Annotated in this window: 21 protein-coding genes and 1 pseudogene; 14 read left to right on the forward strand and 8 right to left on the reverse strand. The window is 48.0% G+C overall.

Features of this window, described 5'->3' with window-relative positions; translation table 11 throughout:
• Window positions 1-288 precede the first annotated feature (288 nt).
• On the forward strand, window positions 289-456 hold the full coding sequence (locus GA004_RS13125; RefSeq protein ID WP_283394327.1) for a hypothetical protein: 168 nt from the start codon (window positions 289-291) through the stop codon (window positions 454-456).
• 55 nt (window positions 457-511) lie between these two features.
• Here GA004_RS13125 and GA004_RS13130 read toward each other — a convergent pair whose 3' ends face one another.
• Window positions 512-1,879 carry a UDP-glucose 6-dehydrogenase gene (locus GA004_RS13130; RefSeq protein WP_283394328.1) on the reverse strand — a complete coding sequence of 456 codons (1,368 nt, stop codon included), beginning with the start codon at window positions 1,877-1,879 and terminating at the stop codon, window positions 512-514.
• Between the two features lie 258 nt (window positions 1,880-2,137).
• Between GA004_RS13130 and GA004_RS13135 the strand changes: the two genes are divergently transcribed.
• Window positions 2,138-2,719 (forward strand): sigma-70 family RNA polymerase sigma factor, encoded by a 582-nt coding sequence (locus GA004_RS13135; protein ID WP_283394329.1) that lies wholly within the window; start codon window positions 2,138-2,140, stop codon window positions 2,717-2,719.
• Window positions 2,716-3,168, forward strand: a complete 453-nt coding sequence (locus GA004_RS13140) for a hypothetical protein (protein ID WP_283394330.1) — start codon at window positions 2,716-2,718, stop codon at window positions 3,166-3,168. Before GA004_RS13135 ends, GA004_RS13140 begins: the two co-directional genes overlap by 4 nt.
• 18 nt (window positions 3,169-3,186) lie before the next feature.
• Here GA004_RS13140 and ruvC read toward each other — a convergent pair whose 3' ends face one another.
• The 3 genes from ruvC to GA004_RS13155 form a co-directional block, all read right to left on the reverse strand.
• Window positions 3,187-3,774 (reverse strand): crossover junction endodeoxyribonuclease RuvC, encoded by a 588-nt coding sequence (ruvC, locus tag GA004_RS13145; protein ID WP_283394331.1) that lies wholly within the window; start codon window positions 3,772-3,774, stop codon window positions 3,187-3,189.
• Window positions 3,767-4,561 (reverse strand): sulfite exporter TauE/SafE family protein, encoded by a 795-nt coding sequence (locus GA004_RS13150; RefSeq protein WP_283394332.1) that lies wholly within the window; start codon window positions 4,559-4,561, stop codon window positions 3,767-3,769. The genes ruvC and GA004_RS13150 overlap by 8 nt, the downstream gene beginning before the upstream one ends.
• A gap of 175 nt (window positions 4,562-4,736) precedes the next feature.
• Complete coding sequence (locus GA004_RS13155; RefSeq protein WP_283394333.1) at window positions 4,737-5,345, reverse strand: hypothetical protein; 609 nt, start codon at window positions 5,343-5,345, stop codon at window positions 4,737-4,739.
• Window positions 5,346-5,808: 463 nt separating this feature from the next.
• Here GA004_RS13155 and GA004_RS13160 point away from each other — a divergent pair, with 463 nt between their 5' ends.
• Window positions 5,809-7,926, forward strand: coding sequence for a TonB-dependent receptor (locus GA004_RS13160; RefSeq protein WP_283394334.1), 2,118 nt, complete (start codon window positions 5,809-5,811; stop codon window positions 7,924-7,926).
• 32 nt (window positions 7,927-7,958) lie between these two features.
• Here the strand turns inward: GA004_RS13160 and GA004_RS13165 are convergent, their stop codons facing one another.
• Window positions 7,959-8,969 (reverse strand): sodium:calcium antiporter, encoded by a 1,011-nt coding sequence (locus GA004_RS13165; RefSeq protein WP_283394335.1) that lies wholly within the window; start codon window positions 8,967-8,969, stop codon window positions 7,959-7,961.
• Between the two features lie 122 nt (window positions 8,970-9,091).
• On the opposite strand from GA004_RS13165, the gene GA004_RS13170 reads away from it, so the two are divergent.
• Genes GA004_RS13170 through GA004_RS13180 form a run of 3 tightly spaced genes read left to right on the forward strand, consistent with a single transcriptional unit; the run spans window position 9,092 to window position 12,295 of the window.
• Window positions 9,092-9,859 carry a tRNA threonylcarbamoyladenosine dehydratase gene (locus GA004_RS13170; RefSeq protein WP_283394336.1) on the forward strand — a complete coding sequence of 256 codons (768 nt, stop codon included), beginning with the start codon at window positions 9,092-9,094 and terminating at the stop codon, window positions 9,857-9,859.
• The gene (locus GA004_RS13175) at window positions 9,860-11,221 is read left to right on the forward strand and encodes an MBL fold metallo-hydrolase (RefSeq protein ID WP_283394337.1); all 1,362 of its coding nucleotides are present in this window, start codon (window positions 9,860-9,862) and stop codon (window positions 11,219-11,221) included.
• Window positions 11,222-11,275: 54 nt separating this feature from the next.
• Window positions 11,276-12,295, forward strand: coding sequence for an aldo/keto reductase (locus tag GA004_RS13180; protein ID WP_283394338.1), 1,020 nt, complete (start codon window positions 11,276-11,278; stop codon window positions 12,293-12,295).
• On the opposite strand, the gene GA004_RS13185 is transcribed toward GA004_RS13180, so the two are convergent.
• Window positions 12,292-14,460: a tetratricopeptide repeat protein gene (locus GA004_RS13185; RefSeq protein ID WP_283394339.1), complete on the reverse strand. Its 2,169-nt coding sequence runs from the start codon at window positions 14,458-14,460 to the stop codon at window positions 12,292-12,294. The genes GA004_RS13180 and GA004_RS13185 overlap by 4 nt on opposite strands.
• A gap of 361 nt (window positions 14,461-14,821) precedes the next feature.
• On the opposite strand from GA004_RS13185, the gene GA004_RS13190 reads away from it, so the two are divergent.
• Window positions 14,822-15,583 carry an energy transducer TonB gene (locus GA004_RS13190; RefSeq protein ID WP_283394340.1) on the forward strand — a complete coding sequence of 254 codons (762 nt, stop codon included), beginning with the start codon at window positions 14,822-14,824 and terminating at the stop codon, window positions 15,581-15,583.
• 15 nt (window positions 15,584-15,598) lie between these two features.
• Here GA004_RS13190 and GA004_RS13195 read toward each other — a convergent pair whose 3' ends face one another.
• The gene (locus GA004_RS13195) at window positions 15,599-16,579 is read right to left on the reverse strand and encodes a hypothetical protein (protein WP_283394341.1); all 981 of its coding nucleotides are present in this window, start codon (window positions 16,577-16,579) and stop codon (window positions 15,599-15,601) included.
• Window positions 16,580-16,813: 234 nt separating this feature from the next.
• Here GA004_RS13195 and GA004_RS13200 point away from each other — a divergent pair, with 234 nt between their 5' ends.
• Together GA004_RS13200 and GA004_RS13205 are read left to right on the forward strand one after the other, a co-directional pair.
• Window positions 16,814-17,743 carry a hypothetical protein gene (locus GA004_RS13200; RefSeq protein WP_283394342.1) on the forward strand — a complete coding sequence of 310 codons (930 nt, stop codon included), beginning with the start codon at window positions 16,814-16,816 and terminating at the stop codon, window positions 17,741-17,743.
• Between the two features lie 92 nt (window positions 17,744-17,835).
• The gene (locus tag GA004_RS13205; protein ID WP_283396980.1) at window positions 17,836-18,264 is read left to right on the forward strand and encodes a M28 family peptidase; all 429 of its coding nucleotides are present in this window, start codon (window positions 17,836-17,838) and stop codon (window positions 18,262-18,264) included.
• An 83-nt stretch (window positions 18,265-18,347) separates the two neighbouring features.
• Here GA004_RS13205 and era read toward each other — a convergent pair whose 3' ends face one another.
• On the reverse strand, window positions 18,348-19,265 hold the full coding sequence (gene era, locus GA004_RS13210; protein ID WP_283394343.1) for a GTPase Era: 918 nt from the start codon (window positions 19,263-19,265) through the stop codon (window positions 18,348-18,350).
• A 197-nt stretch (window positions 19,266-19,462) separates the two neighbouring features.
• Between era and GA004_RS13215 the strand changes: the two genes are divergently transcribed.
• The 4 genes and pseudogenes from GA004_RS13215 to GA004_RS18255 all read left to right on the forward strand — a co-directional run.
• Window positions 19,463-19,843 (forward strand): hypothetical protein, encoded by a 381-nt coding sequence (locus tag GA004_RS13215; RefSeq protein ID WP_283394344.1) that lies wholly within the window; start codon window positions 19,463-19,465, stop codon window positions 19,841-19,843.
• 124 nt (window positions 19,844-19,967) lie between these two features.
• Entirely contained in the window at window positions 19,968-20,654 is a 687-nt protein-coding gene (locus GA004_RS13220; protein ID WP_283394345.1) for a tetratricopeptide repeat protein, read from the forward strand.
• 155 nt (window positions 20,655-20,809) lie between these two features.
• The gene (locus GA004_RS13225; protein ID WP_283394346.1) at window positions 20,810-21,082 is read left to right on the forward strand and encodes a hypothetical protein; all 273 of its coding nucleotides are present in this window, start codon (window positions 20,810-20,812) and stop codon (window positions 21,080-21,082) included.
• Window positions 21,083-21,325: 243 nt separating this feature from the next.
• Window positions 21,326-21,607: pseudogene (locus GA004_RS18255) on the forward strand (efflux RND transporter permease subunit); the annotation flags it as partial.
• Between the last annotated feature and the right edge of the window lie 33 nt (window positions 21,608-21,640).

Here is a 21,640-nt window from a genome sequence, read left to right on the forward strand (position 1 = left end):
CGAGCACCGTGCTACGCACTCTTAATTAAAGCGTAATAAAAAAGTGAATCTTCATTGGCCAACTTTAAACAAATTACTTAGAGTAAACGGTTTAGCTAAGTTTACCCTAATCCAAAGCTTTCCATGTCTGACGCGTTAATCGATCTCTTATTCCACATCGTATTGGCATCAACGGCCCATCAAACCAAGCGACCCATTCTCTCAGGCATTATTTTCTAATTCCTGAAAGCGATCAGCATTTACTTTATACACATTAGCGATTTGAACACATCACCAAGCTTCGTTTCAATGATTAGCATAACGCACTTTGTCATCAACTCATTGTTCCGATTCTCGATCGCATTTATCGTCATTAAGCATTCAAAGAATCACAAGATTGTCGTTGTTATTCTGATGCTTTCAATCCTGAGTTTTCTAACTCACATTGCCAGTCTCAAGGTCACAAGCTTGCTTTAGAAAAACGGAAGTCACGTAATAGTTTTTCAACCACGCGTGGACTCCCCAATCGGCACTACCTGCCAATTGCGTAGACGTTAAAACCAATATCAATTAGCTCTTTTCGATTCGCGATATTTCGCCCGTCGAAAATGAAGGCGGGTTTCATCATGCGGTCGTAGATTTTTCGATAATCCAGATCCCGGAATTCATCCCACTCGGTTAATATCGCTAGTGCATGAGCCCCTTCAACTGCCTCGTAGGCGTCACTGCAGACTTCAATTTTTTCTTCATGGTTGGGCTCACTCTTCGCTCCGAGGTCTAAATAGATTTGATCCGAGGTCACTTTCGGATCATAAATCGCCAAGCTGGCTTCCTCTTCAAGAAGATCCCGACCGACATATATTGCAGGCGATTCCCGCGTGTCATTTGTATCTTTTTTGAACGCAAATCCAAGAATCGCTATCCGCTTGCCGTTAACGGTGTTGAAGAGTGAATTAATAATACGATTGGAGAATCGCCGCTTTTGCCAGTCATTCATACCGATGACAGATCTCCAGTATTGCGCTACTTCTGGAAGCCCAAAATGTTCACACAAATAAACCAAATTGAGCAGGTCTTTCTGGAAACAGGACCCGCCAAACCCGACTGACGACTTCAAGAATTTTGACCCAATTCTGGAATCCTTACCGATCGCAGAGGCTACTTCATCCACATTCGCTCCCGTTTCCTCGCACAAGGCAGATATTGAATTAATGCTGGAAATTCTCTGGGCTAGAAAGGCATTCGCCACCAGCTTTGACAATTCAGATGACCATAAATTGGTTTGAATAATTTTATCCCTCGAAATCCAAGTTGCATATACACCTGCCAGGGTTTCCATCGCCGCCTTACCTTCAGGCGTTTCCTCACCCCCGATAAGAACGCGATCTGGATCGTCAAGGTCCTCCATGGCCGTACCTTCCGCAAGAAATTCAGGATTGGAAAGCACCTGAAAACTAATGCTGTCGCTAGAATTAGCACAAAGTACCGCTTTCAACGACTCTGCAGTCCTTACGGGAATCGTTGATTTTTCTACAACAATTTTTGATCTGTCTGAGTGTGCCGCGATGTCACGGGCGCAAAGTTCGACATATTTCAGATCTGCCGCCCTGCCCGCAGCCGCACCGTAGGTTTTTGTAGGAGTTCCGACACTTACGAAGATGACGTCGGCCTCGCGGATTGCGGTCACCTTGTCAGTCGTAAAAAACAAATTTGTGCCACGGGACGACATTACGATCTCATCCAATCCCGGCTCAAAAACAGGAAGCTCGTCCGAATTCCAAGCGGCGATCCTGGCTTCGTTAATGTCCGCAACCGTAACTGTAATATGAGGACACTTGTGAGCGATCATCGCCATAGTTGGACCACCTACGTAACCCGCTCCTAAACAACAAATTTTCATACTAAATAAGCTCAAACACTAAGGAGAAATAGACCGTCAAAACCGATCTCTGACAAGTGATATAAAAGTGATCAATCGATTTCGGCCAATTTTACCTAGAATCGACATCTACCTCCATTTCATTATGAGAATTTTCATCTTCTTGGTCCGCGTACCCAAGTTTGAATAAGACAGTCCGCTGCCCCGTCCTAGGCTTAAACTCACTATTCAACTGTTTAGATTTGCAGAACTGGAGCGTTTTCACTCTCTTCGTCATCAATGAGCGACAAGGAGTCCACACAGGTAAACGACTTGGTAGCCCGGGCTCAAAATGGTGATCAAGCGGCATTTGGTGAGCTAGTTGAATTAAATCACAACCGAGTCTTTGGCCAGATACTTCGCATGGTTAGAAATACAGAGGACGCAAAAGACATTACTCAACTCGCATGGATCAAGGCTTGGAAAAAGATTGGAACTTTTCGCTTCGAGTCCGCATTTTCGAGCTGGATCTACCGCGTCGCCACATTCACAGCGCTCGACGCAATCAGGAAGAGAGATTCGAGAAGGGAAACCAACATCGATGATCTTGAAGAAGCGAATATCGCAGGTGATTCAACTTCCGTGATTGCACCCCCCGAACAAGTAAGCAATCTTGACCGCCAAGAAATCAGAGAGCAATTTTTAAAGGCTCTGAACAGACTCCCAGAACATCACAAAACGGCTCTAATACTAAGAGAAATTGACGGACTAACCTACAAAGAGATCGCCGCACGAACCAATTGCAAGACCGGCACCGTTATGTCCCGAATTTTCAATGCCCGCAACGCAATTCAAATTTATATGAAAGAGTTCCTATCATGAACATTAGAAAACTACTTGCCCCCGCGACACTGCTCGCAATCTGCTTTCAATTTGCCGCGTTAGACGCCTCTGCTCAACAAACCAGCGTTAGTGCAACTCTCATCTTTGCGTCCTCGCAAGTTGAGAGTATCGACCCTGCTCTCAAAGCCTATGAGCGCAATTTGAAACGGCTTTTCAAATACAGTTCATACAAGCTGCAGGGACGTTCCAATGCGAACCTTAGCATACCCGGAAAATCGACAATCAGCCTTGGGACTGGCCACCGGGTTGAACTCAATGCCCAACCAAGCGACGGGAGCAAAGTTCGCCTAAGCGTTAAATGGTCTGACTCACGCCGAATGTTGTTAAACACCACGTTCAACCAAGACAGGGGTAAGCCTCTCATTTTAGGAGGCCCTTCTGCTCCATCTCAAAATGGCAACCTAATCCTAGTTCTGCTTCCAAAATAGAGCTCCAGGCTTCCTGAGCTAAATAGATTTGGAAACATAAGTGAACGCATGGCATATAGCGACTGCCGCTGCATCGGCTTCATCGTGAGACAAAGTACGTCCGTGTCCAACCAGTCCCATAACCGTACGTGCGACTTGGTCCTTGCTGGCCCGGCCGACACCGACGACCGCTTGCTTCACTCGAAGCGGGGCGTATTCAAAAACCGACTTTCCTGAAACAGCTGCTGCCGCTATCGCTGCTCCCCTCGCAGCTCCTAGTATCTGAGCTGTTTGAAAGTTTTGCACGTAAATCGTCTGCTCTACTGCCACCGCGTCGATTGCATACGTCTCCAGGAGTTCCGTCACGTTTGCGTTTATCTGTCCCAAACAATCGAACATGGAGATTGAGGGCTTAATTTTCACCGTTCGGCTATGAAGCAATAATCGTCGATCCGCCTTGGAAAACTCAATTACAGCAAGCCCGGTCCCCCTTAGACTGGGGTCGATACCGAGAATCACGCCATTGAATGGACTCCGGGAAGCCGCGTATCCGCTCTTTGAAGAAGAATGAGTCGATTTCCCACTCACTTTGTCAGCCCAAAGTTGCCTTGAACTTTTTCTAGCCATAGATAGCGACGACCTCCTTTATCGAATTCCAGATCATGTATCCAACGGCTACGATTGTAAGCCAAAACGCACTTCTCTCAAACCATAGTTGATTCACTTTCTTTACAAAACAAAACCCCAAAAATGCACCCGCTACAACAAATGGAACCAATCGTATATTCGCGCTCGCGCTTTCGATCGTAATGATATTCAAATACACAAGAAAAGGAATCTTAAACAAATTCAGTAAAGTAAAAAAGTAGACGCTTGTGCCGAGAAATGCCATCTTCGGCATCCGCATCGCCAAAAGGTAGAGGGTCATCAGGGGTCCTGCTGCATTAGCGATCATAGAGACGAATCCCGCCATCCCTCCAATGACTGGCCCCACCCCTGGCGCGAGAAGACCGGACTTTTTAAAGTTTCCGGTATTTCGGTTCAATAGGTGAAGGGTAATCATTACGACAAGGGACAATCCAATTAAGAGTCTAGCCTGTGCATTGTCGATATTTTCGAGTACAAAAAAGCCGACTACCACGCCGATACCAGCCCAAGGTATCAGTTTTAGTATTTTTAGCCAGTCGGCATGACGCCGAAAGGCGATCACTGCACAGAGATCTCCAACCACGAGCAGAGGAAGTCCAAATCCAGTAGCATCCTTGGCCAGCAGGATATTCTGAAAAATAGCAACGTTGAGAATCCCTAAACCAGGAATTCCGCATTTGCTCATTCCAATAATAATAGCAGCTATTCCGAAGAATAGCCACTGCCAGAATTCGTAGGCCATCCGCCAACCACGAAGGATAGCCAATTAAAGAGCAATGCCTAAAATCTACCCATTTAATGCCTTATCGTGCCGCACACGCGATCCAATCTAAGGTAAGAAACGATCCCAATCCAAATCAACCGGGACGTCTAAAAATGTCTCGCTTACGATCCTTTTTCGTCACCTCTGCTTCGACACGTTGCTTTCCAGTTGTCCACCTTCAAGCATAGCATATTTCCCCACGCCCAATTTCATAGACTTCGATATCGGTTAAACGATAACCATCATTGGCCAGAGCCGCATTCTTTTGATAGTACTCGTCTACCATTATGCGGTAGGCAAACTGCGACAACTGTTTTTCATCAAGCGACACCCACTCACAGGCAAAATTGAGCTGGCCGTCGACATTATAGCCTTCGATGTCGACGAGGCGAAATCCGTCCACTTCCATCAAAGCCGAAACCCTTCCAAATTCCTCCTTCGACAAGCCTCTGCAGAACCGTACTTTCTCACCCTGCTTCGGTTTCCAAATCGCTGCATATCTCGTCTTTCCATTGGTCTCATAGGCTTCTAAATCAATCAGCCTATAATCGCGGTCTGCCATCTCTCCGTAGAAGTTCGAGAACATCAGGTCCTTCATTCCAAACTTCATTTCAGTGGTGAATTCCTCATTGCTATTCAACCAAACGCCTCCGAAACGGAGCGTCGCCCCGAAGCGATCCTCTTCGATATCCACCGGAACGAAGCCCTCTTTCAAAAAGTTTTCGTTCTCCTCCTTGTACTCCGCAACCGTTAGTTCGCGTTGCGGCTCCCATTCGTCACTCGGCATGGTTTAGCCCATAAGGCAGCCTGCTTGGTCAATCTGCTAGAACGGTACTGCTCGATGTCCACGACGTGCATACCTTCGCTTAGCCGTTCCTCCATGGTTTCCTCAAAGCGGTCCTTTTCCAGACCTGCATAGAGCTTCCACTGAATTTTCGAACCATCATATTAAGCCCCATTGAGACTGAAACCACCGAGAGACAAAAAGACGGAAGCGGCGAAAGAGATTTTTGTTTTTCCAACAATTCCAAATTTTTTAAAATTTTGCATGGCTATTTTGAATAGTTGCGGCACCAACGTTTACCATCTTAAGATAGAGAGAGGATTTTAACAAAAATGATACTTGGCCTTGAGCGAGAGCGCCATATTCAACCGGGAGTCTTGGCACCTACAGGTAGTTCACTTTACAAAAAGCCCGTTCCACACTGTTTCTTAAATAGTCTAATTTAAACCAGAGCGAAAAGCGATTTATGCCCTTACTAAAAACCTTAAAAACACTCGTTATATTCGGGATCAGTCTAATGACTCTCCTTCCCGAACTTTACCCTCAGGAGGAAAACGGCGTTCTTCAACTTTCCCCGCTCGTAATCGACGCGGACCGACTGGTCCAGCCTCAAGCGTACGACGACTCCAATGCAGGAATCACCTTATCAAACACTCTTTTAGGTGGCGCTCAAATTGGCCTTTTGGACTTGTCTGAGGCCGTCGCCCAGTATCCTGCCTATGCCGCATTTAGGAAGACTCCAGCGAGAGCGGCCCACCCAACCACCCAAGGCGTGAGGCTTCGAAATCTTGGAATTAACTCCACGTCCCGATCTATAGTTACTCTTGATGGCGTGCCTCAGAACGATCCTTTCGGGGGCTGGATCTATTGGCAGAGATACCACGCCTCCTCGCTTTACGATATCCAAATAAAGCCCTCAAGTGGCAGTGAAGCCTGGGGAAACTACGGAACCGGCGGCCACATATCGCTGAAATCGATTTCCCCAAAAGAGTCACGTATTCATGCTAAGTTAACCGGCGGAAGCGACGGAACGAAAAGTGCTTCAATCTCATCCGACACTAAAATCTCGCAAAACGTTTCGTTCAACCTCTCGGCCCTTAACGCAGAAACTGACGGATTTTACACGCTTCGCTCAGATCAACGCGGATCGATTGACCAAAAAGCAAACTCAAAGGCCCATGCCTACCAAGGCCTTCTGCGAATCGAGGCAAATGAATCCTGGCTTTTTACACTTCGAGCTGCGCTGTTTGAGGAAGATCGAGTGAATGGGACGCCTCTATCATTCAATGGAACTGAAGCGACCGACTTTTCAATCACCGCTCTCCATCGTTTCGACGATTCAGATTCAGGATTCAATATCGTTGCCTACACCCAGGAACGTGACTTTCACAATCAATTCACCTCAGTAGCCGATGATCGAAATTCCGAGCGGCCCGCCCTAGATCAATTTGCCATGCCGGCAGGAGCAGAAGGGGCAAGCTTCAACTACTTCACACGAATTGCTGAGCAACATGACTTTTCTATTGGGGCAGACATCCGATTGCTGGACGGCGATGTCAATGAGCGCTTTCGAAACTTAGGAAACGGTTTCACTCGGCTCAGAAAGGCGGGCGGAGAACAAGAGATATTCGGCCTTTTTTCTACCTCACAAATCCTCCTTTCCAATGAATCGCGCCTCGCAGTAACCCTTCGGGCTGATAAAGTAAAGAATACCGATGGCCTGCGACAAGAGTGGAACACAGAGAGCAACGCTCAGATTCGCAACGATCGGATCGAACCAACCATTGAAAATTTCTTTTCCAACAACCTGACTTTATATCACGACTTTTCTCAGAACCTGAGAGGCATGATGCGGCAATCAAGCGGATTTCGAGCTCCGACTTTGAATGAGCTCTATCGGCCCTTCCGAGTCAAGAACGACATAATTGAAGCAAACCAGAATCTCAATACCGAAAAGCATCTCGGGTTCGAAGCCGGACTACGGTTTAACGCTGACGATTCCTGGTCGATCAGTGCAAACGTCTTCACCTATAGCCTGGACGATATGATTGCCAATGTGGTCCTTTCCAGCGAACCAGGGTTTAATCCGCTATGCGGATTTGTTCCCATTGGTGGTTCCTGCGGACAACGCCTCAATCTTTCAGAGAGCACAGTAGAAGGTTTCGAAATAGTCTGGGAATCCCAATTGACCGAAACATTCAACACCCGTGCCCAATTTCTCTACGCGCCCAGTGAAATTGATTCCAATGATGCGATTCCAGAACTGAACGGAAATGAGTTCCCCCACTCATCCCCTTTCCGAGCAAATATTTCGCTAGACTGGCTTCCACGAGACGAACTGAAAATTTGGTCCAGTATCCGCTATCAGGAAAACGAATACGAAGATACGGGGAACCGGAGAATCCTGAAAGATTCCTTTCAAATTGACGGTGGCATCCAATACGCGCTTTCAGGCGAACACGCTTTGTCTCTCCATATTGAAAACCTCTTCGATGAGGAAATCGAAACTGGCATTTCGTCGGCCGGCCTCGTCTCAATCGGAGCCCCTCGAACGTTTTGGTTCTCCTGGGACTTCTCTCGCTAGAAATTCAGAAAGCCCCTCACCACCCTGGCGCTTTAAAAACTGCTAAGGAGGATGTAGACTGCGTACCCACCCAGCAATGCAATGCCAGTCGACTTTGTCAGGTGAGTCTTGCAAATGAATGTGGATACTTGAAAAATCAGCATTAATCCAATCATCGCAGGGAAAATCAGGGTAAAGAACTCCCCACTCGCAAGGAGACCACCCGGCGTGACAGATGCGGAAGCTCCTGCAACCAACAGAATATTCAGAATGTCCGCGCCTACCACGTTCCCAATCGCGAGCTCGCCATGACCCTTTCGAACCGCGGTCACAACGGTGACCAATTCAGGAAGCGACGTTCCAAAAGCGACTAGCGTTGCTGCTATGATGGATTGAGGCACCTGGGCTCGTATCGCGGTTTCCTCTACCGCATGTATCAACAAATGGGAGGAGGATATTACCAATGTTAGTCCAATCAGTATTTTAATAAAGATTACAACTGTGGAACCTTTCTCATGCGACTCCACACCAAAATCCTCTCTGACGTTTTTCGCCCAGTGTACTGACGCCCACAGGTATCCCGCGAGCAACCCGAGAAATACGAAGCCTATGATCTGAGGAAAGCGCCCGCCACCTTCGAATACCGAACTCAAATTGCTAAAGGGTAGACAAACGACAATAACGAGGAATCCCAGCACCAAACAGAGCAGACCCTGTCGTCGCATTAAATACAGATTTATCGGCACTTTGCCGCACAGTGTGGCTACACCCAGGATCAAGCCCGTATCGCAAATGACTGACCCGATCGCGTTACCCAACGCCATATCTGGCTTTCCGTTGATCGCGGACATCACAGAAACCGTAACTTCCGGTAATGTGGTCCCCAGGCTCACAATCGTAGCCCCAATGATCACTTTGCTGATACCATGACGGATTGACAGAGTCACGGCTTCTTCAACTAGAACGTCAGCCCCTTTTCCTAGTACCGCTATGCAGACCGCGATCAATACCAGCAACAGGTAGATAGGCAAACCTTGCACGAATTCAGTCAGTAGTTCTTCCATTGTTCAGATGAGCGTTATAGTGGAATTGGGTCGATTTACTTACTTGGGTGGACAGCACAGTCAAGAACACACCGAAGATTCCCCTTGCAACCCAATCAACCAATCTTAAAGCGGCAGAAGCAATGTCGGAAACGACCATAAACTACGATTATCGATTCGGTGGAGTCGAACGCCTTTACGGACCCGGAAGCCTCGAGAGAATTCGCGAGGCCAGTGTTCTCGTAGTTGGTATTGGGGGCGTGGGATCCTGGGTTGCTGAAGCCCTGGCTCGGTCCGGGATCGGGTCAATCACGCTCGTTGATCTCGACGACATTTGTGAGAGTAACATAAACCGCCAAATTCACGCTCTGGATGGGCAAATCGGAAAGCCAAAGATTGAAGCGATGGCCGAACGCTGTCGGCTCATAAATCCCGAGGCGACCATAAGCGTCCTCCACACATTTTTCACAGCGAAAACTGCTGAAGAAATATTCAGAAAACCTTATGACTATGTCATGGATGCCATCGACAGTGTGAACCACAAATGCGCCATGATCGATTTTAGTCGAAGAAGAGGCATTCCCATTTTGACCTCAGGAGGAGCCGGTGGACGTATCGATCCGACCAAAATCCAAGTCTCCGACATCACGAAGTCGTACAACGACAAACTCCTCCAGCGAGTAAGAAAGAAACTAAGACAAGATTACGGCTACCCTCGCGAGAGAAGGCGCCGGTTTAAAGTCGAGTGCGTGTTCTCGCCCGAGGAAGCTCACTATCCCGAATTCTGCGACACAAGCAGCCGGCGACTCGACTGTGCCTCCGGCTATGGAGCAGCCGCCCAGGTTACTGGAGCTTTCGGTTTTATTGCAGCAGCAAGAATCATTCAAAAAATAGCGAAGTCTGAAGATTAAATGAGAGTTATCGACCTTAACCGGAATGGAGGCATCGGAGCCAACTCCCTCTTCGTGGAATTAGACTCCTTTAACTTTATCGTTGATGCCGGGCTCAATCCTAAATTTGCAGGAAACTTGGCTACTCCAGACTACACACTGATCGAGGACACCGATATCCATTTCATCGTCATTACCCATTGCCACCTCGACCATATTGGTTCGCTACCCGTCTTGATGAGGAAGCATCCTGAAGCGAGAGTCTTCATGAGCCAGGCCAGTCAAATGCTCATTGAACGCATGCTACACAACTCCTGCAATGTCATGATACGGCAAAGAGCCGAAAAAAATATTCCCGAATATCCACTTTTCACTCATGAAGATATCGATCAAGCAGCGGAGAGATTCGAAACTATTCCATTTAGCAAACCGGTCCAGCTTTCAGAGGCTGACGATGAAATTGAACTGACACTCTACCCTGCTGGACATGTGGCGGGAGCTGGAGGACTGGAAATCTCGAGCTCGGGAAAGCGGTATTTCTTCTCTGGAGACGTGCTATTTGATAATCAACACACTCTGGACGGAGCCAGTTTTCCAATCGAAAACCGCTTTGAGACGGTCTTCCTCGAAACCACTCGAGGTGAAACCGAGCGCCCAAAAGAAAGGACAAGAGCGAGTGAGATCGATCGTCTACTGAAAACAATAACGAATGTCCTGCGTCGCGGAGGATCAGTACTCATACCCGTTTTCGCCTTAGGCCGGATGCAGGAGATACTCACGCTGATTAACAACGCCCGCAAAGAAGGTCTCCTACCTACTTGTCCCATTTTTGGAGCAGGTCTCGGATTGGCAGTGGCGGACCATCTGGATCAGATTTCCAAACGAACCGGTCAGGTGAAATTCACCCGCAAGACGATTAAGGAACTGCGACTTCGTCGCCCGCCACGTAAAATGACACCGGGCAAGGAACCACCCGAACAGGGCATCTATATTCTGAGCAGTGGAATGATGGTCGAACATACCCCCAGCTATAATCTCGCCGCAAGTCTCCTCCCTCAAGGTCGCAACGCGATCTGCTTTGTCGGATATTGTGATCCTGAAACCCCGGGAGGCAAACTTCTGGACACCAAGCCAGGAGAGACTTTTCTCTTCGGAACCATCGACTATCAGACTCCAGTGAGAGCGCAAATCGAACGCTTTGAGATGAGCGGACATGCCGATCGAGAGGAACTTCTAAAATTCGCTCTTAGAACACATCCCAAGAAAGTCGTTCTAACTCATGGGGACCCAGGGGCACGGGCCTGGTTCGCTATCGCCTTAGCCGAAAACGACCCTACCCTCATCGTCATTGATCCCAAGCCGCTTGTTCCCTTTGAATTGTAGTTTGTCGATTCTGAGGACCAACCCAATCCGGCTAATCCCAAATATTCTTCATCAATGAAGTACAGACAGCTTGGCACAAGCGACATACGCGTATCAGAAGTTAGCCTCGGATGCTGGACACTTGGAGGACTCAACTGGATCGAGGGCCATGCGACGGGATGGGCGAATGTCGATCCCTATGAAATTGAATCCGCAATAAAGATTGGCATCGATGGAGGCATCAACCACTTTGACAACGCAGACGTTTACGGAAATGGGGATGCCGAACGACTTCTCGCGAGTTGTCTCCAAAATATTGGGATTAAAAGCGACTCTTTTATAATTGCATCGAAAGTCGGTCACTACAAGGGAACCGCAGCCCACGCTTACGAGAAAATTCATATTCGTCGGCAATGCGAACAGTCGCTCATAAATCTGCGTCGTGAATACCTTGATATTTACTATTTGCATCATGCAGACTTTGGACCCAACGACAGATACTTGAATGACGCTGCGGAAACCATGCAAGCGCTTCAGACTGAAGGTAAAATTCGCCTCATCGGTCAGTCTGCCTACCGGTCTTCTCATTTCAAAAAGTCCGTGCCAATTATTAAGCCAACCGTCCTTCAAAGCTGGGCCCACGCTATGGATACGAGATTCGTTGAACGAAGCAGTATCGTCGGTCAACTGCTCGAGAAAAATGACCTTTCGTTCATAGCATTCAGTCCACTCAATCAGGGACTTCTTCTAGACAAATTTGAACCCGAAAGCCCTCCAGTCTTCGAATTGGGCGACCATCGTAGAAACAGTCCTAAATTTTCCAAAGAAGCGCTTGCGGGACTAGCTCCCCAGTTGAATGCGCTTAAGTGCCGATTCGGCAATTCCACTTTGGACCTTGCCAGCGTTGCCTTACGGTTCGTCCTTAATTACAATCGGATTGCTTGTGTCATACCAGGCTTTCGAAACAAGCGGCAGGTTTCATGCAACTTAACCACGTGTGATCGAGAATTGAACAAGGAAGACATGGCGTTTATCCGCGATGTTTTCAGCAAAACAAATACAAAGGCTGCTACAGCCAACAAGACCAACGGTTAAAGTCCGTCCAAAACCTGCTTGTATTGAGCTTGAGAAGGATTCAGTTCCACCGCTTTCGATAAAGCCTCTTTAGCTCTTTCCGTTTGCCCTACTCGCATGTGGGCGACTCCTAAGTTATACCACCATCGATCTTGAACAGGATCTAGCTGCACTGCCCTTTCCATGGATTGGATGGACCGGCTAGTGTCGCCTTTTTCTGCATACAAGAGACCCTCACCAAACCAAATAAGCCCAAGGGATGTGTCAATTCGCTTGGCCTGGTCGATTTTTAGCAAGGCACCGTCAATATCGCCTACACGGGCGAACATAATCGCCACATCGTAGAGAAGATGGGCATTGTTTTTGTCAAAATCGGCTGCCTGCTGGGCAAGCTGTTTGGCCAAAGCAGCGTCACCCTGTAGCACCGCTAATTCCGCTCGTCTGAGAGCGCCCGCAGGCCGGTCGGCATTGGCCTCCGCGTATTGCTGCCATTCTTGAAAGGCGCTTTGCGTTGGATTAAACTGGGTTGACAGCGTATCTGCGGCTTGGTTACGAACCAATCGAGAAGAATCGTACAAAGCCCGTTGCACATCAGCTAGCCGATCATTCCGGTTTGCCATAATGCGAAGTGCTGACTCTCTTTCAATAGGCGACTTCGACTTCGCAGAAGTAAGCGCTGCCTGCAAACTCTCAGGAGTTCCTGGAGCCATCGCCCCTAGAATCCTCAAGTACGCAGAACGCCAATACACGTTCTCTTCATTCAGAAGCAAGCGATGCACATCAGTCCATGAATCCTCCTCCCCCTCGTAATACGAATTCAAAACTCCGGCTCGATCGCGCAACGCCAACCTGCGTTCAGAATTCGGATACCAGCTTTCCACTTTGTCCCGCGCCCACTCAACAGTCTTATCGCCATGGCAAGCAGAGCAAGCATTCGGCGCATCGTAGTCGATGGTCAGTTGCGGGTCAGGAATCGTAAACCCATGGTCACGCCTCGCGTCTCTTTGCATATAAAGGCGCTTCGGCATGTGGCAAGAAACACATTGGTTCCCAACGCTGTCTAGTGGATGGTGGCTGTGCGTAACCGGGTCAATAATCGTCGCCTCATTTAGACCCGTAGAATGGCAACGCATGCAAAGTGAATTATCTTCCACAGATAAAATAGTCTCGTGGGAATGAGGATTGTGACAATCAAGACAACTCACACCTTTATGGCCCATTTTGCTCAATTTAAGCGATGCGTAGACATAGTTTTCCTCGTTGGCCTTCCCGTCGACAAAGTAAGCGTTTGGCAGATCAGGAAGAACGAGCCGGAAATGATCATCAAAACGTTCACCCGCATGAAAGTCGTTAGCCGTCAGCTCTTCCCGTCGCGCGTGGCAACTCGCGCAATTATCCATAGCCAATTCAATGTTGGGAGGAGTTTCCCTTTTCTTGTATTCTCCAGATCTTGCTGAAGCCACATGCGACTCCATATCCGCATGACATTGGATACAGGAAATTCCCTCGATTTTCCACTCGCTCGAATATTCGTCTGTGCGGATATCATAGTTCTTCTTGTAGTCCGTCATATGGCACCAGGCGCAATTGGAATTCCAATTCATGCCCTGTTGACTCCAATGACCCCAATCACCTTCATCTCGATGCTCGTCTCCAAAGACGTTAAACCACTGTTTCTTGTGCGGGTCCCAAGTCAGCCCCTGAATCTGAAATCGACCACCTGGAAAGGGAATGAGAAACTGGCGAATCGGAGTCTCTCCGATCACAGAATCCACCTCGCTCGGCAACTGCGTTTCCAGTTCACTCATTTCGAAACCATTCTCTTTAGCAGCGAGTTGGTACCTCCGCTCTGCCTGATCAAACACTTCTCCTTGCGAAAACGCCTCGCTGTCCTTTTCCGAATCCAGACGGCGATGGGCTAACTGATGATGACTCCCGAGCCAATCATCATACTGGTCAGCGTGGCATTCACGACAGGTTTCCGCAAGGTACCAATCGTCATTACTGACAACTGATACCGAATCTCTGCCAGAGGATTCCTCGGCACTCCGCTTATCGGCTTCTTTCGAACCGGAGCTTTCGGGTCCGCAGCCAACGAACAGAACGAGAGCCGCGTTCGTGAGACAAACGGAGACAAACGCAACATAGCCATGCTTTCGGACTGTTCTGAGTAGGTTTTGCAGCATGATTTCAGGCTTTGGGAACAAGCACCGAATCACAGCGAAGCAAAAAGCGTTAGGAAAGCAAATTCGCCAATAAATCCATTGAAGCCTCGCTACCGCTCGCCTGAAACAGTCCTACACTACGCTCTATTAGGATGCAGCGGAGAAACCGAGAACGAAATAGAGATTCCTCCCATTTTACAATGCCTACCAAATGTCGCCTTCGAAAGTCGCCCAACTGGCTTTCCCCACCAAATGCCTCCGACGTGAGGAATACTCGGTGAAGTTTGAGGTCAATAATTCTGTTGATTATTCGTACCATTTCACTGTATTTTCAGGTTAGGCTTTGAGAAAAATCGATTAAGACTAAACCTCAATAAGTACCATGAAAAAAGCCACCATATCTATCCTTTTGATGATCGGCCTTCTTTTCCACGTGTTCGGGGATGACGATGACATCATGCCGTACGAACACAGTATAAGCAGCGAAGATGTTGATTTGCTCTTTAAGGTTATGCTACAGCCAAAATTCCCAGAATCGCTTCGATCCCAGGGATTCTCCAGTGGACGCGTTCATTTACTGCTCGAGTTACACTTCGATGGCGAACTAAGGGACTGGATTGTTACCTACGCCTCCCACCGCGACTTCGCGAAGTCAATTGAGAGAGTGATTGAGGAATGGGAATTCGGCCCTCCCAAGCGAAAAGGCAAGCCCGTCTCGCTCATAGTACCTGTCGAAGTAAGCTTTCGGGCATCTGGGGATGTAGTCAGTTTCAATGCAACCAATGGTCTTAATCACATGATGAGCAGCCAGTATGGTTATAGCTCCTTTGATACCATCAAAGTCGCAGACGTAGACAATCTCGATAAATTCCCCGAGCCAGTCTATGTCGTCAGACCCAAAGTACCCAACTCTCTCATACGAAAGAGCGATGGAAGCTACGGCGTCTTCAGATTCTTTATCGATACGGAGGGCCGCGTTCGGCTTCCCCATGTGGACCATGTCCGGGGAGGAAAAGTGGATGTGCGACTCCTCGAAGCCGCACAGGACGCCTTGGAAGAATGGGAATTTATTCCTCCTACGGTTAGGGGTAAAAAAGTTATTGTTGAGCTGAAGCAGCCTTTCCTATTTCAGCGTACTCGGTAACGGTTTACATGCTGGTCACTGATCGACTCCCATCAGTTGTTTTGAAACACGCTCGAGCCGGTTTAGGTCCAAATCGCTTCCGTCGTCTGGAAACTGAAACTCTCCAAGGTACCAATCTTCAGTAAAAGAAGCATATTCACCTGGTCCAATATCCTCTCTCGGACCAATCGGTTCAATTTCGCAAACGCTGACCTTGCCCTCTCCCCAGTTATCTACGTACCAAAGAGAGAGTGTCATCCCAACCATTTCCCAATATCTTCTATTTGGATACGTCGGATACTTTTTGATAAAGGCCAAGTCATCAGGAGTTACATATGCTAACCATCCTACGTGCGAATCAAGTCCAAGCTTGGGAAATCTGGGTGGACCTTTCAACAAGAAGAAGCCATCCCTAATTTCGATCTGCGGATCTTCCGGGAGAAATTCGATCGCCTGTTTGTCATTATACATGACGTAACTCTTTGGGTAGGCAGAGTATTTCGAAAGAGGAACCACGCAGATCCCTCCTCCTTTACCAAAAGTTCTACTCCAGTGAGACCAATGAACTCGCTCATCGGAAATATTCCTGATCGTCTGGGTAACACGCAAATGCGACGATTGAGAATCTAATTTGAACTCGCGTATTAGCTGTACTCCCGTAGCGGGGTGTTCCTGGCTGACAAGAACCGCTGAATATTTTCCAGTGATCCCCCCTTCCCACTCACCTTCCCAAAGTTCTTTACGTTGGGGAATGACTTTTTCCGGCCCAATGTCACAACGGCCCGGACCCAGTTTGGCAGGGCCCAAGGCGCTTTTACTCTTCCATGAATAGCTTAAAACCCGACCGCCATAGGATGGAGCAAGCACAACCCTGGTCGTAGCATTTTTTATTTCAATACAGTCATTGAAACCTTCATAGTCGATTCTTCCAGTCCCCATAGCCTCAATATTTCCGAAAACAGCGAAGAAAAAGAGCCCAAAACATAATCCATTTAGATGTACTCCAACGTGTCTCATTTAATTTGCTATGAAGCCTTATCAGAGAGAACTCAAGACATCGGAATTAAAAAGCTCGTCAGGCTTGATCTTTTCCAAATAAGCATGAAATGCAACGCACCTGTAACTTCATGGCGGGAAAACCGTCCTTACAAATTACAGAATAAATCTATTTCTCCGTTCACAAACCAAGGTCCAACAACGGTTTGACCCAGCGTCCAACCACCATCAATTTTTCGGAAAACGTCATTTTAAATGAAATTAAACAATCGTATCGACTCGAAATCCTTCCGTGCGGCAATGCGCTTTGCGATCGCCACAGCAGCCACTTTCTTCCTTGCAGGCACAATATTCGCCGCAAAGACGGCCCGCGTCTTCATAGACTCTGAAGCATCTACCACCTACAACGAGGTCAAAGAAAACGATGGCGGGGCCAAGTACGAGACTTACGTTTTCATAAAGGGAAATTTCTACGTCGGTGATTTCGACGACAAGAGCCTCAGAACTGCTAGCTTTGAGGAGGTGGCCGCTACGCTTGCAGAAAACATGAAGCAGCGCAATTTCTACCCGTCGTCATCTCCAAGCGAAGGCGATCTACTGATCGTCGTTCACTACGGAACGACTAGCGTAGAGCCGGATTTGGAAGAGCTCTTTATGCTCGATTCGACAGATCCCTACGCACAGGGAGAGAGCGATGATACTGGCTATTCAGAAGTGTATAGCGACGACTTCGTCGATTTGGCCGATCTGAATGACTTAGACGCCAACAACACAGCCCAGCACCGGCAGACGATGCGGAACAATAGCCTAGGCATCACGAAGGCATTGAATCGGAGAAACATAACGACGACCGAGGAATTCGACCTCCGAGTCGAGATGCAGGACGAGCGCTATTTCATTATTCTCATGGCGTATGACTACGAAAAATTGAGATCGGAAAACGAAAGAGAACTTCTTTGGACGACCCGCTTCAGTGTGCCCTCTATTGGAACAAATTTTGAAGATGCCTACCCCGCCCTCGCGAGAGCAGCGAGTTCCTACTATGGCACTAGCTTGGAGAAATACGCCAAGACAAACACGCATTTCGGCACTGGCAACGTCGAGATCGGCACGCTCGAAACGGTGGCTGTCGAAGAAGACGCCTCTCCAAACCAATCTTCTTCAAAAAAACAACTCAATCGATAGCTGTCCCAATTCAAATATGCCCAATTCAATATTCAAACCGGGCATTTTGCTCCTAATCACCCTTTTCTTAGCTCTTTCCTCCAAAACGAACGATTCACGTCGTTCTGTTTGAAGCTGAGGAAATTGGAATCTACGGAGGCAACTACTTCGTCGAAAAGCACCGCGACGAACTTTTAAAACACATCATTGCCATCGAGGCTGATGCCGGCCAAGGCCCCGTTCACACATTCAACATTGGGATCGGCAACCCGCTCGATCCGAGCTTTTCCATTATTCGTAAAGCCCTTGAACCGCTAGGAGTCAAGGCGAGCCGAGCAAAGTCATGGGGCGGTCCCGACATACCGCCTATGAGCAATGTCGGTGTTCCAGTTGTCGGTTTGGACATGTTCACGCGTGGCTATTCTGATCTTCATCATACCGCAAACGATACAATCGATAAAATCGTACCCGACCGAATCAACCAAAGTGCGGCCGTTTACGTAACCTTTGCCTACCTGGCATCTGAATTGGGGGACTACTAAAGGGCAGAAAACTAGTGCCTGTCTTTTCTATCTACCGGCAGCGAAAGCGACTATCGCGAAGGAACGACCCGCCGCAGATCCGATTAATTCGACGGATCGACTATTCCTTTGCCTCTTAGAAAACACTTTTTATTCTGCCAATCCGGGGCAACCTTCACCGATAGTTTCAGGTCAACGAACTTGCCAAGATCGACTCTTAATTTCTCCCTCGCAATCTTTATGACGCGGTTCACCATTTGTCCTTTCTCCCCTATGACAATCGCCTTCTGACTATCCCGCTCGACATAAATAGTCGCCGCGATCTTGATCTTCTTTTCATTCTCCGCCCAATCGTCGATTTTCACGACTATCTCCTGGGGCAATTCCTGGCGCATCAATTCATTTGCCGCCTCGCGAATGACCTCTTCCGATATTTCGCGCTCGATCACATCTGTCAACTGGTCATCCGGGAACAGGAAGGGCCCCTCTGGAAGCGTTTGGCGAAAATGATCCAGAAGAGAATCAATCCCCTCACCTGTCATAGCAGAAATCCTGAATACAGATACATCACCCATGATCGCTTGAAAGCTTTCTGCGATCGATACGGCCTGAACTTCACTAGCTGTATCCATTTTATTAATGACCAGGACGACTGGCTTTTCAGCCCCACGAACAAGTTGAGCGACCCGTCGATCCTCATCACCAAACTCGCGAGTGGCATCGCATAGGCACAAAATAGTATCGCCGCCATTTACTTCGCCGATGACTGTATTTGCCATCGCTTCATGCATACGGTTTTTAGGGGAATGAACCCCTGGGGTATCAGAAAAGATGATTTGGGATTCCTTGTCGCTCAAAATTCCCAACCACCTTTTTCGAGTCGTATTCGGACGGGTAGACACCGCAGTCAAATGGTAGCCGAGAGCTTTGTTAATAAATGTTGATTTTCCTACGTTTGGCCGTCCCACAATTGTGACAAACCCAACTCGACCTCTACCAAATTCTATACAATTTTCTTCCACTTTGAATTTCCCCTACCAACACGTTAGAACCCTCCCTTGGCAAGTCTATATCTGCGTCGCCTCACGGCAAGAACGAGAACGCTCAGTAGCAGAGCTTATTGACCCTTGGGGGATTGATCTCGAACCGTTGGATTTAAGTGCGGAACAAGCACTTCAAAAGCCTAAAGAAATACTCAGATCGAGCCGATTCCTAATCTATGCAACCAAAAGATAAGCAACGTTTACTCCGAAAATGGGAAAAGCAACGCTCGGCGCTCCAGTCCAAGATCGACGCTATTCTTGCTGAAAAGCACTCCAACGATCCAGCCATACAAAGATTTTCGATAGACTGGGATAATGCGGGAATCAATCTTTACAGTTCAGGTTGCGAATCCGCGCCACCCCACAGGAAAAAGAAGCTAATCGATGAGGCCGCCAAAATGTGCCAGCCAGAGATCACCGAATTGGCCGTACTTGTGGATCGCTCCATTAAGGAGCAGGAAGCGCTGTACCAGAGTCTAATACGCAAACCGCCCCCTCCCAAATGGCCAGAATGTTTCATCGAAGCCAATCGCTCGCTCGCTGGAATGCGTAACTGAAATCCGGCCCCCCAAATCGCCAATCCCCTTCAATACTTCATTTTTAATTTCTAACACTTGAGGTCTTTCTCTCCAGATGCCAGATTTTCCCGGCATGGGTCGGTGGGTTAAATCTCGGAGAGTATTGAGTGTTACTAGTGCGCTCCTAATGGCATTTGGCTTGCCTCAAGTTGGAGCGGATTCAATCACCGAGCTTCGAACCACTGTCGCAACCCTAACTAGGCAAATTGATGAGAATCCAGATTCCGCGAGTGCCTACCAGTCGCGCGGCGTTGCGTATTTTGAACTTGGAGAGTTCAAAAAGTCGATTTCCGATTTCGATCGATTTATTCAGCTCTACCCGAACCAGGAGCCGCATCACTGGCAAAGAGGCATTGCCTACTACTACGCCCACGAATACGAAAAAGGTGTCCAGCAATTCGAGCTTCACAAGTCCGTCAACCCGAATGATGTCGAAAACGCGGTCTGGCATTTCCTCTGTAAGGCAAAGTTAGAAAACGTCCAAGCAGCAAGGGATTCGCTCATTCCCATCAAATTCGATTCGCGAATACCTATGGTCCAGATTTGGGAGCTATTCTCTGGCATCGGAAGTCCCGAGAAAGTCCTCCTCGCGGCTGGCCCAATAGATACCGGTTCTGGAATCTCCCGCCAAAGACATTGCTATGCCCATCTCTATATTGGGCTTTACCACGAGGCATTGGGTCAATCGGAATTGGTAAAAAAGCACATATCTCTCGCCGCTAATGAATTTTCGATGCCCAACTATATGGGAATGGTTGCAAGAGTCCATAATCGACTCATCAATCACTGATCCGATCATCGCTAAAGTGCATGAAGTCCGATCAGAATCTTATGAAAGGAGAGCATCTTCATTCACTCTCTCGCAGAGAATGTGTTCAATGACTGAGAGCAATCGATGCCTACTGGTAAGTAATGAAGATAATCGCAACCTTTGGGTTTTAAGTGGTGTATAACAAGCTAGTAACTGCCAAAGAACGAACTCTTAAAACTGAACTTCCCAACCCTTCCTTCCCACAGCATGAAACCCATTACTATTTTTTTCTATCGATCGTCACTGGACTCTCTCTAATCGGATGCAAAAAACCGAGTGCAGTCACCAAAGGTGAAGAGGATGACAAAGGAATAGAGGATATCGTAGCCATACCTGTAAAGGTCGCCGCTGCAAAAAGCGGTCCGATTCTCATCCTATCTCGAATTCGACTCGATTTTGGAGACTGAAAGCGCCGCCGCCGTAATGGCCGAAGTGGGCTATTCTGTTGAAGCGGGACAGGTCATCGCGCAGCTCGAAAATGAGGAACAAGAAGTTAATGTGCGATAGTCGCTTTCCCGCTACCAGCACCTTCAGTCGAAATTCAAGTGCACCGAGAATCTGTTCAAATAAAACCTCATCAATCAGCAAGAATACGATACCGAAGTCTTCGATCCGTGGACGGTCTCGTCGCGGTCGAGACGGAAGACGACATGCAGAGCACGGAAACGAACATCACTCTCGAACGGGAAAAAGCAAATCAATACGGAATTGAGACGCAGATGATTTCGGGTGCAATTTCCTATACCATCCGAGGCAATCAAGTGGGTTACTATTATGACAGCAATGGACGCCGCAATCGTATCCGTATATGGTTGGGTAAAAATGATCGGGAAAGTATCAATCATGTCCGTAAATTCCCTTTCGAAGGCTCAGATGGAGCCCTCGTGCCACTCGCTTCACTATCCTACGAAAGCGGTGCCAGAGCGATTCGTCGTCAAGACCGGAAAACGGTTATGCGAGTACAG

This window comes from Candidatus Pelagisphaera phototrophica (assembly GCF_014529625.1).
Classification (GTDB): Bacteria; Verrucomicrobiota; Verrucomicrobiia; order Opitutales; family Opitutaceae; genus Pelagisphaera; species Pelagisphaera phototrophica.

Bases quoted from the DNA above. Each gene is read 5' to 3' on its own strand.
- GA004_RS13125 (WP_283394327.1), top strand. From the start codon at position 289: ATGATTAGCATAACGCACTTTGTCATCAACTCATTGTTCCGATTCTCG.
- GA004_RS13130 (WP_283394328.1), bottom strand. From the start codon at position 1,879: ATGAAAATTTGTTGTTTAGGAGCGGGTTACGTAGGTGGTCCAACTATG.
- GA004_RS13135 (WP_283394329.1), top strand. From the start codon at position 2,138: ATGAGCGACAAGGAGTCCACACAGGTAAACGACTTGGTAGCCCGGGCT.
- GA004_RS13140 (WP_283394330.1), top strand. From the start codon at position 2,716: ATGAACATTAGAAAACTACTTGCCCCCGCGACACTGCTCGCAATCTGC.
- ruvC (WP_283394331.1), bottom strand. From the start codon at position 3,774: ATGGCTAGAAAAAGTTCAAGGCAACTTTGGGCTGACAAAGTGAGTGGG.
- GA004_RS13155 (WP_283394333.1), bottom strand. From the start codon at position 5,345: ATGCCGAGTGACGAATGGGAGCCGCAACGCGAACTAACGGTTGCGGAG.
- GA004_RS13160 (WP_283394334.1), top strand. From the start codon at position 5,809: ATGCCCTTACTAAAAACCTTAAAAACACTCGTTATATTCGGGATCAGT.
- GA004_RS13165 (WP_283394335.1), bottom strand. From the start codon at position 8,969: ATGGAAGAACTACTGACTGAATTCGTGCAAGGTTTGCCTATCTACCTG.
- GA004_RS13170 (WP_283394336.1), top strand. From the start codon at position 9,092: ATGTCGGAAACGACCATAAACTACGATTATCGATTCGGTGGAGTCGAA.
- GA004_RS13175 (WP_283394337.1), top strand. From the start codon at position 9,860: ATGAGAGTTATCGACCTTAACCGGAATGGAGGCATCGGAGCCAACTCC.
- GA004_RS13180 (WP_283394338.1), top strand. From the start codon at position 11,276: ATGAAGTACAGACAGCTTGGCACAAGCGACATACGCGTATCAGAAGTT.
- GA004_RS13185 (WP_283394339.1), bottom strand. From the start codon at position 14,460: ATGCTGCAAAACCTACTCAGAACAGTCCGAAAGCATGGCTATGTTGCG.
- GA004_RS13190 (WP_283394340.1), top strand. From the start codon at position 14,822: ATGAAAAAAGCCACCATATCTATCCTTTTGATGATCGGCCTTCTTTTC.
- GA004_RS13195 (WP_283394341.1), bottom strand. From the start codon at position 16,579: ATGAGACACGTTGGAGTACATCTAAATGGATTATGTTTTGGGCTCTTT.
- GA004_RS13200 (WP_283394342.1), top strand. From the start codon at position 16,814: ATGAAATTAAACAATCGTATCGACTCGAAATCCTTCCGTGCGGCAATG.
- GA004_RS13215 (WP_283394344.1), top strand. From the start codon at position 19,463: ATGCAACCAAAAGATAAGCAACGTTTACTCCGAAAATGGGAAAAGCAA.